Here is a 14,487-nt window from a genome sequence, read left to right on the forward strand (position 1 = left end):
GCTCGCCCGATGCTGCTGCTCCTGGACCTCGACAACACGCTGGTGGATCGTGACGGTGCCTTCGCCGCCTGGGCCGAGGAGTTCATCGCCGCCCAGGGAGGCACGGAGGACGACCTCCGCTGGCTGCTCGAGACGGACGGCCACGGCTACACGCATCGGGCGATCCTCGCCGACGGACTGCTCGAGCGGCTCGACCTGACCTCGACCCGCGACGAGCTCATCCAGACCCTGCTGCACGGTCATGCCGGGTCCGTGCGGTGCTACGACGGCCTGCTCGAGAAGCTCGCCGAGCTGCGCGATCGGGGATGGACGCTGATCGTCGTGACCAACGGACCCGTCGCCCAGCAGTCTCGGAAGATGCAGGTGAGCGGCCTCGAAGGTCGTGTGGACCGAGTGGTGATCTCGGAAGCCGTCGCCGCGAAGAAGCCCGCCCCGGAGATCTTCACGGCCGCGCTGGACGGATTCGGGGCCGACGGCGTCCGCTGGATGGTCGGGGACCGCGCCACCGCCGACATCCAGGGCGGTCAGGCGGCCGGGTGCCGCACCGGATGGGTGAGCCACGGCCAGGACTGGGAGCTCGACGCACCGCCGACCGTGCAGGCACCCTCCACCCTCGAGGTGCTCGAACTGGTCACGGAATCAGCGGCCATTGACTCAGCCCCTCGGCGGGAGGTCTCATGGAGTAGCCATCTCCCGCTGGGAGACCGGGAGTAGAGGCCAGGACACCTGCGGTTTCGTAGGGCCTGGCCTTCGCGCTCATGCGAGTTCGATATCTCTCGGGGTGACCAGACCCTCCCCGATCTCCTCAGTACCTCGAGTGATCACCGCGTCCAGCCCCTCGGTCGCCGCGACGAAATCCGGGTCGACCTCGGCTCGGCACGCGCAGTAGAGCTCGTACGCCCCTCGAGCAGTCGCCGGTCCGAGAGGCGCGCGCAGCAGGGCAGCGACGTCGGCGGTGTGCGCGTCCTGGGCGGTGGCGTGTCGATGGTGAGTGCGTCCTTCCCGGCGATCAGCAGCGACCATCCGGTGCACGAGGGACTCGCGAAGGATCCCGAGGACCAGGTGGAGACCGATCAGGTCGCTGCCGCGTCCGAACCTCGCGGCGGCGAGCGCGGCGTCGAACCGGACCTCGTTGTCGGCAGCCGGGGCCGGGACGTCCGCCTCGGCACCGGTGATCGTGAGGTCGACCCGTCGGCCGTCCTCGAGCACGAGGCGGATCACCTGCCATTCCGCGTCCCGCGCCGTCTGGGAAGCCCAGATCCGAGCGCCCAGCACCGATTCAAGATCCACGACTGAGGTCGTGCGGACGGCGACATCCAGATCGCTCCACGAGTCCAGGGAATCGGGCTCCAGCACTGAGCCATACGGAGTCACCTCGGCGTCCGGGAGTCCCCTGCGGAGCTGCGCGAGGGAGTCGATCTGCCATGAACGCATGGGAACAGGCTAGGGCCTGAGGCTCCACCGCCTGCTGGAGAACCACGCTCGACGAGCCCGTTGCCCTTGCTCGCGGGCCTCATCGGGAGCCACGTCGGGGACGGGCCGATGGTGGGGTGCACTGGCGATATGACCAGGTCACGTCACCAGCGGCCCGTCCGTGACACGGCTCCAGGTGGCCACCTCCCAGGACCACCCCTCGCGACGCGGGACGATGTCCACCCCCAGTCGGACCCCGACCATCCCGCAGGCGGATCCGCCAGCCCCCACCCCGTTCCTACGCAGAGAGCACTCGCCCGGGACACCGGGAGAGCGACGGCGTCCGCTGGATGGTCTGGAAGAAGGCGTGATCCGGGTCGTCGGCGAAAGAGCCGGGCAGGTAGTCGAAGCCCAGCCTCTCGAGCTGGTCCACGATTCGAGGGGCAAGAACCTCCGCGACGTCACGGACTCCGACGGCGATGTCGATGGTGTCTTCCGAGGAGAGCCCCGGGACGCTGGTCGATCCGACGTGCTCGATGCGGGCGCTATGCAGCACAGCTGCAATCTCGGCGGCGCTCACGGAAAACCTCTCCGGCCAGTCTCTGTCGTACGGAACGAGTTCGACCACCGTGTGCGCCCTGTCTGCCATGGCGTCACGATACGGCGGTGCCTGAAACTGTCCTCCCTGAAGCTCTCCTGAACTGGCCGCCTGACTCCCGCGGCGATCGAAGCCAGAACGGGCACTGGACGCGCACTGGCGCAAGTGGTCCCCGGGAGAGATGATTGGCATAAAGTGCCAACGGAAGGAAACGCCATGGCAACTCGGAATGTCGTCCTCAGCGACCATCAGCACGAGCTCGTGAACTCCCTTGTGACCTCAGGGCGATATCAGAACGCCAGCGAGGTCCTCCGTGCCGGCCTTCGCCTGCTCGAGCAACGGGATGCAGAAGACGCAGCACGCCTCGCCGCGTTTCGTGCAGCTGCCGACAGAGGCTGGGCCGACGTCGCGGCGGGCCGCTTCCGTGACGTCGACGACTCCACCCTCGACGGCCTGATCGCACAGCTCGGGGAACCCGGCGCCGAGTCCCCGAGCATGGGGTGATGGTCAACTTCCGGATCACCGAGTCCGCGCAGCAGGACATCGTCCAAGTTCTCGCTCGATCCGAGCAGAGCTTCGGCGCGCAGGCACGGGAGCGATATGAAGCGCTGCTGGCCGCCGCGATCCGCGACGCATCGGCGCAGACCTTCGACCTCAACCTCTACCGTCCCGAACTCGGCCACGGGGTGTTCGTCTGGCATCTCGCGCGAAGTCGCGGCCATTCTCAAGGCGGTCTGGTGCGCCGACCACGGCACCTTCTCGTCTGCCGCCGCGAGGGCGACGTGCTGATCGTGGGCCGAGTTCTCCATGAGTCCATGGACCTCCCGCGTCATACCGGTAACTGACCGCCCCAGACCACGCTCAGTGCCAGCCCATGATGTCCACCCCCAGTCGGACCCCGACCATCCCGCAGGCGGATCCGCCGGCCCCCGCCCCGTTCCTACGCTGAGAGCACTCGCCCGGGACATCGGGCGGGACCGCCTCGGAACGAAGGGATCGCCTTGACCACCTACGGCACGATCACCCATCACGGAACCGGCAAGGGCACCGCCAGCCTGCTGCTCGGGATCCTCTCCCTCCTGGCCGGATGGACGCTGATCGCCCCGGCGCTGGGCCTGATCCTCGGATTCATGTCCCGCGGCAGCGAACCCTTCGCCCGCGGCCGCGCCGCCTGGGGGATCCTCCTGAACCTGCTCGCGATGATCGGCTGGCTCGTCGGGATCTTCCTGGTCGCCGCGACCGGCATCAGCCTGACGCTCGGCGGCTTCGACTTTGGGACCCTGTTCGGCGGCTGACCGCACCGGCTCGACACGACCCGGCCCCATCCGACCTGACCGACACACGATCAGTACAGATTTTGCTGTACTGTCGGAGGATGCACGAGACCGTGACGCTCAGCCACACCGCCTCCCTCGCCCGCCTCGGCTACGCCCTCTCGGACGAGACCCGGGCACGGGTGCTGCTGGCGCTGCGCGAAGCCCCCGCCTTCCCCTCCGACCTCGCCGACGCCCTCGGGGTGTCCCGCCAGAAGCTCTCCAACCACCTCGCCTGCCTGCGCGGATGCGGACTGGTCGAAGGCGTGAAGGACGGCCGGAACACCTGGTACCGACTGAGCGACCCGCACCTCGCCGATGCCCTCGGCGATCTCGTGCGCCTCGTGCTGGTCGTCGACCCCGACTGCTGCTCCGGCGACGAGTGCACCTGCGCATGATCCCGGCCGCCGCTCCCGCGCCCTCCGTCCGCCGCCTGCTCCTCCAGCGCAGGATCCGTTGGATCGTCGCGGCGACGATCACCTATAACGTCCTCGAGGCGGTGATCGCCCTGGCCGCCGGCCGCGCGGCATCCTCCTCCGCGCTGATCGGGTTCGGGCTCGACTCGATCGTGGAGGTGCTCTCCGCCGCGGCCGTGGCCTGGCAGTTCGCCGGCCCCGACCCGCACCGTCGCGAGAAGGTCGCCCTGAAGGTCATCGCGATCTCGTTCTTCGGTCTGGCCGCTTTCGTCACGGTCGACGCGCTGCGCTCGCTGCTCGGCGCGGCCGATCCCGACCACTCGCCCGTGGGCATCGCCCTGGCCGCGGTGAGCGTCGTGATCATGCCGGTGCTGTCCTGGTTCGAGCGCCGCACGGGGCGGGAGCTGGGCTCGGCGAGCGCGATCGCCGACTCGAAGCAGACCCTGATCTGCTCCTACCTCTCCGCGGCCGTGCTGCTGGGGCTGGTCGCGAACTCCCTGTTGGGGTGGGCCTGGGCCGATGCGGTCGCGGCGCTGGTGATCGCCGTGTTCGCACTCCGCGAGGGCCTCGAGGCGTGGCGCGGCGACGCGTGCAAGCAGCCGGTCTCCGCACTGGTCGGCGAGAGCGAGGGCGGCGAAAGCTGCTGCTGAGTCTTCCGCCCGTCGGCCCGGGCACCTACGCTCACTCCTGAGCGCACGGCATCGTGCCCGCGCCGACGTCGAGGAGGACGCCATGCCCGCAGCCCTGCACCCTTACCTCAACTTCAAGGGGAACTCCCGCGAGGCCTTCGAGTTCTATGGCCAGGCCCTCGGGTCGATCCCGCAGTTCGTGACCTTCGGCGAGGCCGGAGCCATTCCTGCCGACAACCCTGCAGCCGACAAGATCATGCACGGCTCGCTCGAGGTCACCGAGCTGATCCGCCTGTACGTCTCCGACGTCATCGAGGGCATGAGCCCCGAGGGCTTCGTCCAGGGCACCAACGTCACCCTCTCGCTCATGGGCGACGACCAGACCCTGCTGCGCAGCGCCTACGAAAGACTCTCCGAGGGCGGCTCGATCACGATGCCCCTGGAGAAGCAGATGTGGGGCGACGTCTACGGCTCCTTCACCGACCGGTTCGGGATCATCTGGCAGGTCAACATCGGCGCACCCGAGCAGGCCTGAGCTCAGAGGTACGCGCGGGTGATCAGCTCGAGGTAGTGGCCGGAGGGGTCCAGCAGGTACACCCCTCGGCCGTCGTGCTCGTGGTTGATCTCCCCGGGCAGGGTTCGCCGAGGATCCGCCCAGTGCTCCCGCCCCTGGCCGGTGATCAGCGCATACGCCCGGTCGAAGTGCTCGTCGTCCAGCAGGTAGGCGTAGTGCTGGGGCGGGAAGTCGATCGGGGGTGCCGCGAACTGGAGCAGCACGCCGTCGGCGATCTGCAGGTTGCGGAAGGGGCCCCAGGCCGGGGCGTCGTCGGCCTCGAGCAGCTCGCGGTAGAAATCGGCCATCTCGGCCGGATCCGTCGAGGCGATGATGGTGTGGTTGAAACGTGCGGTCATGGTTCTCCGTGGGTCTGTGGGGTCGAGGGTCGAGGTCGCACAGACGCGAGGAGGAGCGCGGATCAGGCCACGACCAGGTGGCCGTTCCGGGAGCGGCCCGCTGGGGCCTGACTGGTCATCATCGCCGGTGACTCTAGCGGACCGGCTGGCCGACGGGAAGAGACCGGCGTCGGCCCGGCCGCAGCCCCGCCACCCCGGACATGTCGAGAAACCCGGACCTGTTCCGACCACCGGACGGAGACGCCGCACGGCGCCTCCTCTCGACCCCTCTTCGAAGGAGCAGTCATGAAGTACGTCATCCTCATCCACTCGAACCCGCAGCCCTGGGGCCACCCCACCGCGGACTACCTGCCCGAGCACCAGGCCCTCCCCCAGGAAGAGCGAGATGCCGGCGGAAAGGCGTTCGACGAAGGGTTCGCCGAGGTCATGGACCGCGGGGAGCTCGTCCACGCCGAGGCGCTCGGCGCCCCGTCGACCTCCCGCCTGTTCCGGTGGAAGGACGGGCAGAAGGTCGCGATCGACGGCCCGTACGCCGAAGGCAGGGAGCATCTGGCGGGGTTCTTCGTCATCGATGTCGACACCCTCGAGCGCGCCGAGGAGATCGCCAACCTCTTCGGGGCACGCGGCGAGACGATCGAGCTGCGCCCGGTGATGAGCTAGGGCCCGACGGGTCTTGAACGCATGCCCGACCTGATGGCGGAGGCCGACGCGTGGAAGGACGTGTGGCGCGACGAGGCGCCGCACGTCCTCGCCGCGCTGCTGCGCCGCCATCGGGATCTCGCGGACTGCGAGGACGCCGTCCAGCTCGCGCTCCTCGCCGCTGCCGAGCAGTGGCCGCGCGACGGCCTGCCGACGACGCCGCGGGCGTGGTTGCACCGGGTCGCCTCCCGGCGCCTGGTGGACATCATCCGGGCCGACGCCTCCCGGCGGGATCGGGAGGAGCGCGCGGCCCGGCTCGAGGTCCGCGACGTCGGAGACCAGAACCTTCCCGAGGACGACAGCGGCAACAGGGACGACGGGGACGACACCCTGACCCTGATGATGCTCTGCGCTCACCCCGCCCTGACCGCGCCCTCGCAGGTGGCGCTCACCCTGCGGGCGGTCGCCGGGCTCACGACCGCGGAAATCGCGACCTGCTTCTTCGTGCCCGAACCGACGATGGCGCAGCGGATCAGTCGCGCCAAAGCCACCCTCCGCACGTACGGGGCGATCTTCTCCCCTCCCTCCCCGGCCGAGCTCCCGCGCCGGCTCCATGCAGTGCGCCATACCGTGGCCGCGATCTACACGCAGGACCACTCCCTGGCCGAGCGTGTGCGCGGAGCGGATCCGCTGCTCGGGGAGAGCGCCGTGCGGCTGGCCCGGGAGGTGCATCATGCGCGACCGTCGGAGCCGGAGAGCGCCGGCCTGCTGGCGCTCCTGCTGCTCACCCACGCCCGCTCACCCGCCCGTCTCGACAGCGACGGGGAGATCATCCCGCTCCCGGAGCAGGATCGCCGACTCTGGGACCAGGACTTGATCGCAGAGGGCATCGCGCTGCTGGTGCCGACGCTGAGCTCCGGGTACGTCGGCGCCTTCCAGCTGCAGGCCGCGATCGCCGCGGTGCACGCGGAGGCCCCGTCGTTCGCCGCGACGGACTGGCCGCAGATCCTCGAGCTCTACCGGATGCTCGAGCGCGTCGACCCGACCCCGTCGGTCGCGCTCGGCCTCGCGGTCGCGACGGCCGAGGTGGCGGGGCCGCAGGCCGGTCTCGACCTGCTGGCCCGGAGCCCTGAGCAGAGCCACCGCCACCAGGCGATCACCGGGCACCTCCTGACCCGGCTGGGCCGGGAGTCGGAGGCGCGGGAGGCGTTCCTGCGCGCGGCCGAGGGCACGCACAGCCTCCCCGAGCAGCGCTACCTGCTGCGCCTCGCCGGCCACGGGCCGGCCGCCAACGCCAACGCCAACGCCAACGCCAACGCCAACGCCACGGCAGGATGACCTCATGATCACCGTGCCCTCCTCGTTCCGTCGGATGCCGCGCTGGTGGCACGACGAGTCCGGACGGGCGTGGCTGGACCGGCTGCCCGCGCTGGTCGCCCGCCGGTGCGAGGACTGGGGCCTGGAGGTCGACGGAGACCCCGTGCACGGCTCGAACGCGCTGGTCGTACCCGTGCGCCGGGGCACGCAGGAGGCCGCACTGCGGCTCTCCCCTCCCGGGGACGATCTGGCTCTCGAGTGCGCGGCGCTGCGGCACTGGGACGGTCGCGGGGTCGTGGAGCTGCTCGACAGCGACGAGGCGGCGGGCGTGATGCTGCTCGAACGCCTGGACCCCTCGCGCTCCCTGTCGGCACAGTCCCCGCAGCGCTCCGCCGCCGTGCTCGGTGCCCTCACCCGCACCCTCGCCGTCCCGGCCCCGGGGACGGCGACGGGCACGCACGAGATCGCCGCCGGCGAGGCCCGCTCGGCCACCGCCCGTTGGGAGGCCCTGGGTGAGCCCGTTCCGCGCACGCTCCTGGAGGCCGGGATCGCCGCCGCGGGCCGACGCACCGCCGACGATCCCGGCCACGGATCGGTCGACGGCGACCTCCACGACCAGCAGGTCCTCACCGGGGCCCGGCATCGATGGACGGTCGTGGACCCGGTGCTGCTGCGCGGGAACCGCGAGTACGACGTCGGCCGTGCGCTGTGGTCGCGCCTGGACGAGCTGCCGGCCGAGGAAGACGTCCGCGCGGCGCTGGCCGCCTTCGTCGAGGCGGCGCAGGTCCCGCCGGAGCGGGCACGGGACTGGGTGCTCGTGCGCTCGATGTCCTACCTGCTGTGGGGGCTGGAGCAGGGCCTGACCCTGGACCCGCCGAAGTGCCGGCGCCTGCTGGAGCTCTTCAGCTGACGGCCAACTCCGGGCCGATCAGCCGACGGGCCCCTCGAGGATCGTCAGCTGATCGGCGGTGTGGAAGCCGAACGCGAGGTTCAGCGCGAGCATCGCGGCGTTGTCCAGTGCCGTATAGGTCTGCACCCAGCGGGCCCGCCGGGTCTCCTCGAGCGTCATCAGGTTCTCGAGGTTGGCGAGCTTGAGAGCCCGTCCCACGCCGTGGCCGCGATGGTCGCGGTCCACGAGGGTGTCGTCCTGTGTGATGATCTCGGGGTCGTGGCGGCTGACGAAGATCTCCGTGTAGCCCACGCTCACGCCGTCGAGCCGGGCGAGGCTGCGCACCAGGATCCAGCCCTGGTCCGCCATCCGCTGCTCCCCGCGGCGCACGGACTCCACGTCGCCGCGGGAGGCGGGGCGGGTGAGGTCGCCCATCGGCACGTCCTCCTCCATCTGCGTGGTCAGGCGCGCCCAGTCCTCGATGACGTCGTCCGGGCAGGCCCCGGTCCACGACCGCACCTCCACGTCAGACGGCGCCAGGTGCTGCGCACGCAGCGCCTCCAGGTCGACGGGGAGGTCGAGCAGGAGCCGGTGCTCCTGGTTCCCGACACGCAGCCCGAGCTCGGTCGCGAAACCCGCTCCGGCCTCGGAGTACGTCTCGGCCTGGACCACGTCGGCCACGCCGCGCAGTCGTTCCCGCACCGCCTCGGCGAGCGCGGTGCCCACGCCCTGACGGCGGGCGTCGGGCAGCACGGAGATCTCCACCTCGGCGGGCTCCCCGGGACCGGCGTCGACCTCTGCGGCACCAACGGGTCGGCTCTCGAGAGTGGCGAGCAGCAGCACGGCGGTGTGGCCGGGCTTCGGGTCCCCGTAACGGGCCAGGACGGCTTCGTCGCTCGCCCACCAGGCGGCCTCGCGTCCGGCGATGAACCCGTCTCTCAGCAGGGCGTTCCAGGCAAGGAGATCCCCCGCGCGGGTCGGATCGACGTCGGTGATCTGCACGGTGCTCATGCACCCATCGGATCACGGCTATCCGCTGCTGCGCGACGTCTTTCCGCGGTGCCGCACGGCCACCCCGCGATTACGCTCAGCGAGCGGGTTCGAACTCCTCGGACCGGTCCTCGTCGGGGATGGAGCGCGGGGCGGTCGAGGGGGCCAGGAATACGGCCACGAGCACCACCGCGAGCGGGACCACGAGGGCGAGACGCAGCCCGATGTGCTCGCCGAGGAAGCCCAGCGTGGGCGGGCCGACGAGGAACGCCAGGTACCCGATGGTCGACGCCAGGGCCACGCGTCCGGCGGGGTTGGAGCCCGAGTCGCCCGCGGCCGAGAGCGCGAGCGGGAAGCCCAGCGAGGCGCCGAGGCCCCACAGGATCACGGCGGCCACGGCCACGCCCTGGCTGTCGACGAACGCGATCAGCGCGAGCCCCACGGCGGCGAACAGGGCGCTGACCATGAGCACCCGGGCGCGGCCTGCCCGGGCCACGATCGGTCCGCCGGCGAAGCGGCCCACTGTCATGGACGCCGCGAAGAGGGCGAAGACGCTCGCCCCCATGGTCGCCCCGAAGCCGTGGCCGTCGACCATGACCAGCGGCAGCCAGTCGGTGGCGGTGCCCTCGGCGAGCGCCATGGCCAGCACGATGCCGCCGATGAACAGCAGCCGGGTGTCCTTCCAGATCGCGGGGCCGGGCGTCGCGGCCTGCTCGGTGCGCTGCTGCGAGGAGACGAGACCGGTGCCGACGGGGATCGAGCGCAGGGCCCAGATCAGCAGCACGGCACCGAGCGCTCCGGTCAGCGACAGGTGCGCGGCGACGGGGAACCGGACCGCGTTGGCGAGTATGCCGAGGCCCGCACCGATCACGGTGCCGAGGCTGAAGCAGCCGTGCAGGGCCGGGAGGAAGGGGCGCCCGCCGATCCGTTCGACGTCGGCCCCCTCGATGTTCATGGCGACCTCGCCGCCGCCCATGCCGGCGCCGAACAGGGCCAGCCCGAGCGCGACCAGCACGGGCAGCCCCGCCATCGCCCCGAGTCCGATCGTGGGCATGGCCAGCACTATCAGCGATGACCCGACCAGCACGACGGGCCGCGTGCCGAGTCGCATCACGAGCGGGCCGGAGGAGAGGATCCCGATCATCGACCCGACGGACAGGCCGAACAGCACCATGCCCATCTGGGAGGTGGAGACCTCCAGCAGGTCGCGGACCACGGGGGTGCGGGTGACCCACGCGGAGACGCTCAGGCCGGGCAGCAGGAACAGCGCGTACAGCGCCCAGCGACGGCGACGCAGCGGGATGGGCACGAGGGCTCCTCGAGGGGGATGGCAGGGCGGCGGGGCCGACGACGGGGCGACGGGATGCGCCGCAGTGCACGGGTGTACACACCGTGCAGAGCAAACCTATCCCCGTTCGCACGGGAGCGGGAGAGGGGCCCGGCCCTCGGGAGAGCGGCGGCACAGCGCGTCACCCGTCGAGGAGCACCCACTCCCCGTAGAAGATGCCCAGGCCCGCCGCGACGCAGATCCCGCAGATGATCCAGAAGCGGATCGAGACGGTGATCTGCTCCCAGCCGAGCATCTCGAAGTGGTGGTGGATCGGTGTGATCAGGAAGAGCCGCTTGCCCACGCCGCCGTTGCGACGCTTGGTCGCCTTGAAGTAGCTGACCTGCAGGATCACCGACATGGTCTCGAACACGAAGAGTCCGCCGAGGATGACCATGAGCAGCTCGGTATGGGTCATGATCGCCATGCCGGCCAGGGCGCCGCCGAGCGCGAGCGATCCGGTGTCCCCCATGAAGAGACGGGCCGGCGAGGTGTTCCACCACAGGAAGCCGATGCAGGCGCACATGATGCACACCGCCACCAGCGCCAGATCCAGCGGGTCGCGCACCGCGTAGCATCCGGTCGACGTGACCCGTTGGCAGTTGTGGATCCACTGCCACACACCGATCAGCACGTAGGCGCCGAACACCATGACGCAGGCACCGGCCGCCTGGCCGTCCAGACCGTCGGTGAGGTTCACGCCGTTGCTCGCCCCGGTGATCATGAGGACGGACCAGGCGACGAACAGCAGCAGGCCGATGACTGTGCCGAGCACGGCGAGGTCCACCCAGGTGTCCCGCACGAAGGAGATCCGGAAGCTGGCCGGGGTGATCCCCTCGCGGGGGAACCGGGTGGCCAGGAGGGCGAAGACGACCGCCACGACGATCTGGCCCACGAGCTTCTGCCCGGAGCGCAGCCCGAGGGACCGCTCGCGCTTGATCTTGGTCCAGTCGTCGAGGAAGCCGATGAACCCGACCCCCGCCATCAGGAACAGCACCAGCAGACCCGAGACCGTCGGCGCGCTCCAGGTGGCCAGATGCGCGAGGGCGTAGGCGGCCACCGTGGCCCCGATGATCACGAGGCCGCCCATCTGCGGGGTGCCGCGCTTCGAATGGTGGCTGGTGGGGCCGTCGTCCCGGACGAACTGGGCCCAGCCCCTGCGCTGCGCGAGGGCGGTGTAGGAACGCGTGCCGACCAGGCTGATGACGAGCGCGACGACGGCGCCGAGGAAGACGAGGTTCACCGACGCGCTCCCTCGGAGCTGTCGGACTCGGAGCTGTCGGGCAGAATCGGGTTCATCTGGGGGCCATTCATTCGTCGGTCCATCCGTGGGGAAGTCCGCCCGGGTCACGGGGGTCGAAGGGTCAAGGTATCGCAGTGCCCGGGGACGCCCTCTCGGCGAGCGCTGCGCACAGACGGTCCCGGGATCAGCGGAAGGACTTCTTGAAGTACGTCGCGGACTCGTCGTACCCGATGGAACGGTAGAAGCCCTCGGCCCTGCGGGTCGCGACGGCGAGGTAGGCGATGTCGAAGTTCTCCGTGGCCCACCGCTCGGCAGCATTCATCAGCTCGCGGCCGCATCCGGTGCCGCGCTGGTCCTCCCCCACCATCAGCTCCTCGACCCAGCCGATCATCCCGTCGGCATGGAACGCGTCATGGACGAGCACGTGCACGTAGCCGACGAGGCGCCCGTGCAGGTCGGCGACGAGCACGGCGGCACGGGGATCCTCCGTGATCCCCCTCAGGCCGGCCCGGACGCGCTCGCGCGTGGGCACGTATGACGTGGCGAGGGCCGAAGCCATCGGCCACAGCTCCGCCTCATCGTCGACGCGCGCCTCGCGGATAACCAGTGTCGTCACAGCCATGGGCGCCACGCTATCCCGCGCTGCCTCAGCGATGACGCTGGACCACCTGCGCGAATGCTCCGGTGACGCTGGAGCTTTGCGTACCGGGGCAGTTCTTCCCGGAATCCCCGTTGAGGTGCCCGGCCCTGCACGGCGAGCAGATCTGTCACGAAACACCCGGCGGGGGCCCTATCCGCAACCAGGGCGACACCACGGCTTGGGTGCACCGTTGGGGTATACCCCAGCGCGACAGCTAGCGAAGGCGGGGTCCGTCCTCGACTCTTCGGTGTGCGAGCTCGCGTTTCGGTCCAAATGGACCCTCGTCAGGACGAGCTCGGCGGAGAGGCGAGGGGGCGCCAGAGAGGCCGCCTAGTACCCGCGTCAACACCGGAAGAGATCAAAGCGGCTCTTCGCAGTTGAGGGGGTAGCTGCGGGGCGTGGGGTGGGCGCGTCGGTGCCGGGATAAACGTCGAGGTCTCCCGATGATGGAAGTTCTCACGGTCGCCATCAGGAAGACCTCGACATGCCCAACGCTACCTTCGGCGACCCCGACCTGACGACCTTCACCCGCCTTGAGGAGCTTGGTCTGGTCGTGGTCGGCCAGAACCTCACGGCCGATCGAGCGGTGCTGGAGTGTCGGGTCGCCGAGGAGGAATCGTGGTGCCGTGCCTGCGGAGGACGGGCGACGTCGCGGGGTTCCATCTCGCGGTCCCTGGCGCATGAGCCGTTCGGCCACCGCCCCACGACGCTTCTGGTGCGAATCCGGCGCTACCGATGTGACCACTGCGGAACCCACTGGCGCGAAGACACCACGGCTGCAGCGGCCGGGCGGGCGAAGCTCTCCCGGGGCGGGACCCGGTGGGCGCTGGAGGCGCTGGTCATCGATCACCTCTCGGTCGCGCGGGTCGCTGCCGGGCTGGGCGTGGCCTGGCACACCGCGAACGACGCCGTCCTGGCCGAGGGGAAGCGCCTGCTGATCGATGACCCGGCCCGCTTCGACGGAGTCCGCGTGATCGGCGTTGATGAGCACGTCTGGCGCCACACCCGCCGCGGCGACAAGTACGTCACCGTGATCATCGATCTCACCTCCGCCAGGGACAAGACCGGGCCGGCGAGGCTGCTGGACATGGTCGAAGGACGCTCCAAGGCGGCATTCAAGGCCTGGCTCGAAGCGCGACCCAAGGCGTGGAAGGACCGCGTCGAGGTCGTCGCGATGGACGGATTCACAGGGTTCAAGACCGCGACGAGCGAGGCCCTGCCCGGAGCGGTCGCGGTCATGGATCCCTTCCACGTCGTCCGCCTCGCCGGGGACGCTCTGGATGACTGCCGGCGGCGGATCCAGCAGAAGCTCCACAAGCGTCGAGGCCGCAAGGACGACCCTCTCTACAAGTCCCGCCGCACCCTCCATACCGGGACCAAGCTGCTGACCCAGCGGCAGCGCGAACGCCTCAACGCCCTGTTCGCCCACCACCCTCACGCTGCGGTCGAGGCTACTTGGGAGATCCACCAGGCCATGATCGCCGCCTATCGAGAGCCCGACCGGGCCAGAGCCAGATCGAAGATGGAGAAGGTCATCGCGGCCCTCAGGGCGAAGGTCCCAGACACCCTCGTCGAGCTGGGAAAGCTGGGCCGGACGCTGACCAAGCGCGCCGACGACGTCCTGGCGTTCTTCGATCGCCCCGGCACCAGCAACGGGCCGACAGAGGCGATCAACGGACGGCTTGAACACCTCCGCGGCTCCGCCCTCGGCTTCCGAAACCTCACCAACTACGTCGCCCGCAGCCTGCTCGAATCAGGAGGATTCAGAAACCAGCTACACCCTCAGATGCGATGAGCCGGGAAACCGATCCCGATAATGAACGCAATAAGCAGAGCGGTCAGTGGGCCTGCGCGACGATTAGTTTTCACTTGTTTGCCCCACCCGTCTTGCCGCGCCCACTTCGGAACCCCTTAAATAGCGCGAAGCCGATGGCGCCGATCAGTGCGAGCCATCCTGCGCCAAACAGGACTTCGCTGAGCTGTGGCACTACAAAATGCATCTATCCCCCTTGATGTGGGCCATCAATCGATATCAACGCTGCGAGAGGGGCTCCACTAGGATAGACCCGTCGAGGCGCATTGTACCACGACTGGTGGTCGGCGGCAGGGGCAGGCGCTTCTGTGCCTGCTTTAGTGGATTTGACAGTGCACTGCTCGAGGG

18 protein-coding genes are annotated in these 14,487 nt (G+C 69.9%); 11 read left to right on the forward strand and 7 right to left on the reverse strand.

What is annotated here, in order from left to right; genetic code table 11:
* Positions 1-9: 9 nt before the first annotated feature.
* Positions 10-714 (forward strand): HAD family hydrolase, encoded by a 705-nt coding sequence (locus ACT3T5_RS16810; protein WP_444594974.1) that lies wholly within the window; start codon positions 10-12, stop codon positions 712-714.
* Between the two features lie 42 nt (positions 715-756).
* On the opposite strand, the gene ACT3T5_RS16815 is transcribed toward ACT3T5_RS16810, so the two are convergent.
* Together ACT3T5_RS16815 and ACT3T5_RS16820 are read right to left on the reverse strand one after the other, a co-directional pair.
* On the reverse strand, positions 757-1,434 hold the full coding sequence (locus ACT3T5_RS16815) for a hypothetical protein (protein WP_444594975.1): 678 nt from the start codon (positions 1,432-1,434) through the stop codon (positions 757-759).
* A 277-nt stretch (positions 1,435-1,711) separates the two neighbouring features.
* A complete protein-coding gene (locus ACT3T5_RS16820; RefSeq protein WP_444594976.1) occupies positions 1,712-2,062 on the reverse strand; it encodes a GrpB family protein in 351 nt (116 codons plus the stop codon).
* Between the two features lie 165 nt (positions 2,063-2,227).
* On the opposite strand from ACT3T5_RS16820, the gene ACT3T5_RS16825 reads away from it, so the two are divergent.
* The 6 genes from ACT3T5_RS16825 (at position 2,228) to ACT3T5_RS16850 (ending at position 4,904) form a co-directional block, all read left to right on the forward strand.
* The gene (locus ACT3T5_RS16825) at positions 2,228-2,515 is read left to right on the forward strand and encodes a type II toxin-antitoxin system ParD family antitoxin (protein WP_444577036.1); all 288 of its coding nucleotides are present in this window, start codon (positions 2,228-2,230) and stop codon (positions 2,513-2,515) included.
* Positions 2,515-2,856: a type II toxin-antitoxin system RelE/ParE family toxin gene (locus ACT3T5_RS16830; RefSeq protein WP_444577035.1), complete on the forward strand. Its 342-nt coding sequence runs from the start codon at positions 2,515-2,517 to the stop codon at positions 2,854-2,856. The genes ACT3T5_RS16825 and ACT3T5_RS16830 overlap by 1 nt, the downstream gene beginning before the upstream one ends.
* Before the next feature lie 156 nt (positions 2,857-3,012).
* Positions 3,013-3,306, forward strand: coding sequence for a hypothetical protein (locus ACT3T5_RS16835; protein WP_444594977.1), 294 nt, complete (start codon positions 3,013-3,015; stop codon positions 3,304-3,306).
* Positions 3,307-3,386: 80 nt separating this feature from the next.
* Positions 3,387-3,722, forward strand: a complete 336-nt coding sequence (locus ACT3T5_RS16840) for an ArsR/SmtB family transcription factor (RefSeq protein WP_444594978.1) — start codon at positions 3,387-3,389, stop codon at positions 3,720-3,722.
* A complete protein-coding gene (locus tag ACT3T5_RS16845) occupies positions 3,719-4,390 on the forward strand; it encodes a cation diffusion facilitator family transporter (RefSeq protein WP_444594979.1) in 672 nt (223 codons plus the stop codon). The genes ACT3T5_RS16840 and ACT3T5_RS16845 overlap by 4 nt, the downstream gene beginning before the upstream one ends.
* Positions 4,391-4,472: 82 nt before the next feature.
* Positions 4,473-4,904 carry a VOC family protein gene (locus ACT3T5_RS16850; RefSeq protein WP_444594980.1) on the forward strand — a complete coding sequence of 144 codons (432 nt, stop codon included), beginning with the start codon at positions 4,473-4,475 and terminating at the stop codon, positions 4,902-4,904.
* 2 nt (positions 4,905-4,906) lie between these two features.
* Here ACT3T5_RS16850 and ACT3T5_RS16855 read toward each other — a convergent pair whose 3' ends face one another.
* Positions 4,907-5,281: a VOC family protein gene (locus ACT3T5_RS16855; protein ID WP_443426779.1), complete on the reverse strand. Its 375-nt coding sequence runs from the start codon at positions 5,279-5,281 to the stop codon at positions 4,907-4,909.
* 285 nt (positions 5,282-5,566) lie between these two features.
* Between ACT3T5_RS16855 and ACT3T5_RS16860 the strand changes: the two genes are divergently transcribed.
* From ACT3T5_RS16860 to ACT3T5_RS16870, 3 genes are read left to right on the forward strand one after another with little or no spacing between them, the layout of a single operon-like run.
* The gene (locus ACT3T5_RS16860) at positions 5,567-5,941 is read left to right on the forward strand and encodes a YciI family protein (RefSeq protein WP_444594981.1); all 375 of its coding nucleotides are present in this window, start codon (positions 5,567-5,569) and stop codon (positions 5,939-5,941) included.
* Positions 5,942-5,962: 21 nt separating this feature from the next.
* Entirely contained in the window at positions 5,963-7,258 is a 1,296-nt protein-coding gene (locus ACT3T5_RS16865; RefSeq protein ID WP_444594982.1) for an RNA polymerase sigma factor, read from the forward strand.
* A gap of 4 nt (positions 7,259-7,262) precedes the next feature.
* Positions 7,263-8,147 carry an aminoglycoside phosphotransferase family protein gene (locus tag ACT3T5_RS16870; RefSeq protein WP_444594983.1) on the forward strand — a complete coding sequence of 295 codons (885 nt, stop codon included), beginning with the start codon at positions 7,263-7,265 and terminating at the stop codon, positions 8,145-8,147.
* An 18-nt stretch (positions 8,148-8,165) separates the two neighbouring features.
* Here the strand turns inward: ACT3T5_RS16870 and ACT3T5_RS16875 are convergent, their stop codons facing one another.
* The 4 genes from ACT3T5_RS16875 to ACT3T5_RS16890 all read right to left on the reverse strand — a co-directional run bounded on the left by ACT3T5_RS16875 (position 8,166) and on the right by ACT3T5_RS16890 (position 12,308).
* Complete coding sequence (locus ACT3T5_RS16875) at positions 8,166-9,137, reverse strand: GNAT family N-acetyltransferase (protein WP_444577020.1); 972 nt, start codon at positions 9,135-9,137, stop codon at positions 8,166-8,168.
* Between the two features lie 76 nt (positions 9,138-9,213).
* Positions 9,214-10,425 carry an MFS transporter gene (locus tag ACT3T5_RS16880; RefSeq protein ID WP_444594984.1) on the reverse strand — a complete coding sequence of 404 codons (1,212 nt, stop codon included), beginning with the start codon at positions 10,423-10,425 and terminating at the stop codon, positions 9,214-9,216.
* A gap of 160 nt (positions 10,426-10,585) precedes the next feature.
* On the reverse strand, positions 10,586-11,686 hold the full coding sequence (gene mraY, locus ACT3T5_RS16885; protein WP_444594985.1) for a phospho-N-acetylmuramoyl-pentapeptide-transferase: 1,101 nt from the start codon (positions 11,684-11,686) through the stop codon (positions 10,586-10,588).
* 184 nt (positions 11,687-11,870) lie between these two features.
* Positions 11,871-12,308, reverse strand: a complete 438-nt coding sequence (locus ACT3T5_RS16890) for a GNAT family N-acetyltransferase (RefSeq protein WP_444594986.1) — start codon at positions 12,306-12,308, stop codon at positions 11,871-11,873.
* Between the two features lie 502 nt (positions 12,309-12,810).
* Here ACT3T5_RS16890 and ACT3T5_RS16895 point away from each other — a divergent pair.
* Positions 12,811-14,121, forward strand: coding sequence for an ISL3 family transposase (locus ACT3T5_RS16895; RefSeq protein WP_444594987.1), 1,311 nt, complete (start codon positions 12,811-12,813; stop codon positions 14,119-14,121).
* Positions 14,122-14,487 lie beyond the last annotated feature (366 nt).

The sequence above is a fragment of the Brachybacterium sp. AOP3-A1-3 genome (assembly GCF_052378285.1).
In the GTDB taxonomy this organism is placed as follows: Bacteria; Actinomycetota; Actinomycetes; order Actinomycetales; family Dermabacteraceae; genus Brachybacterium.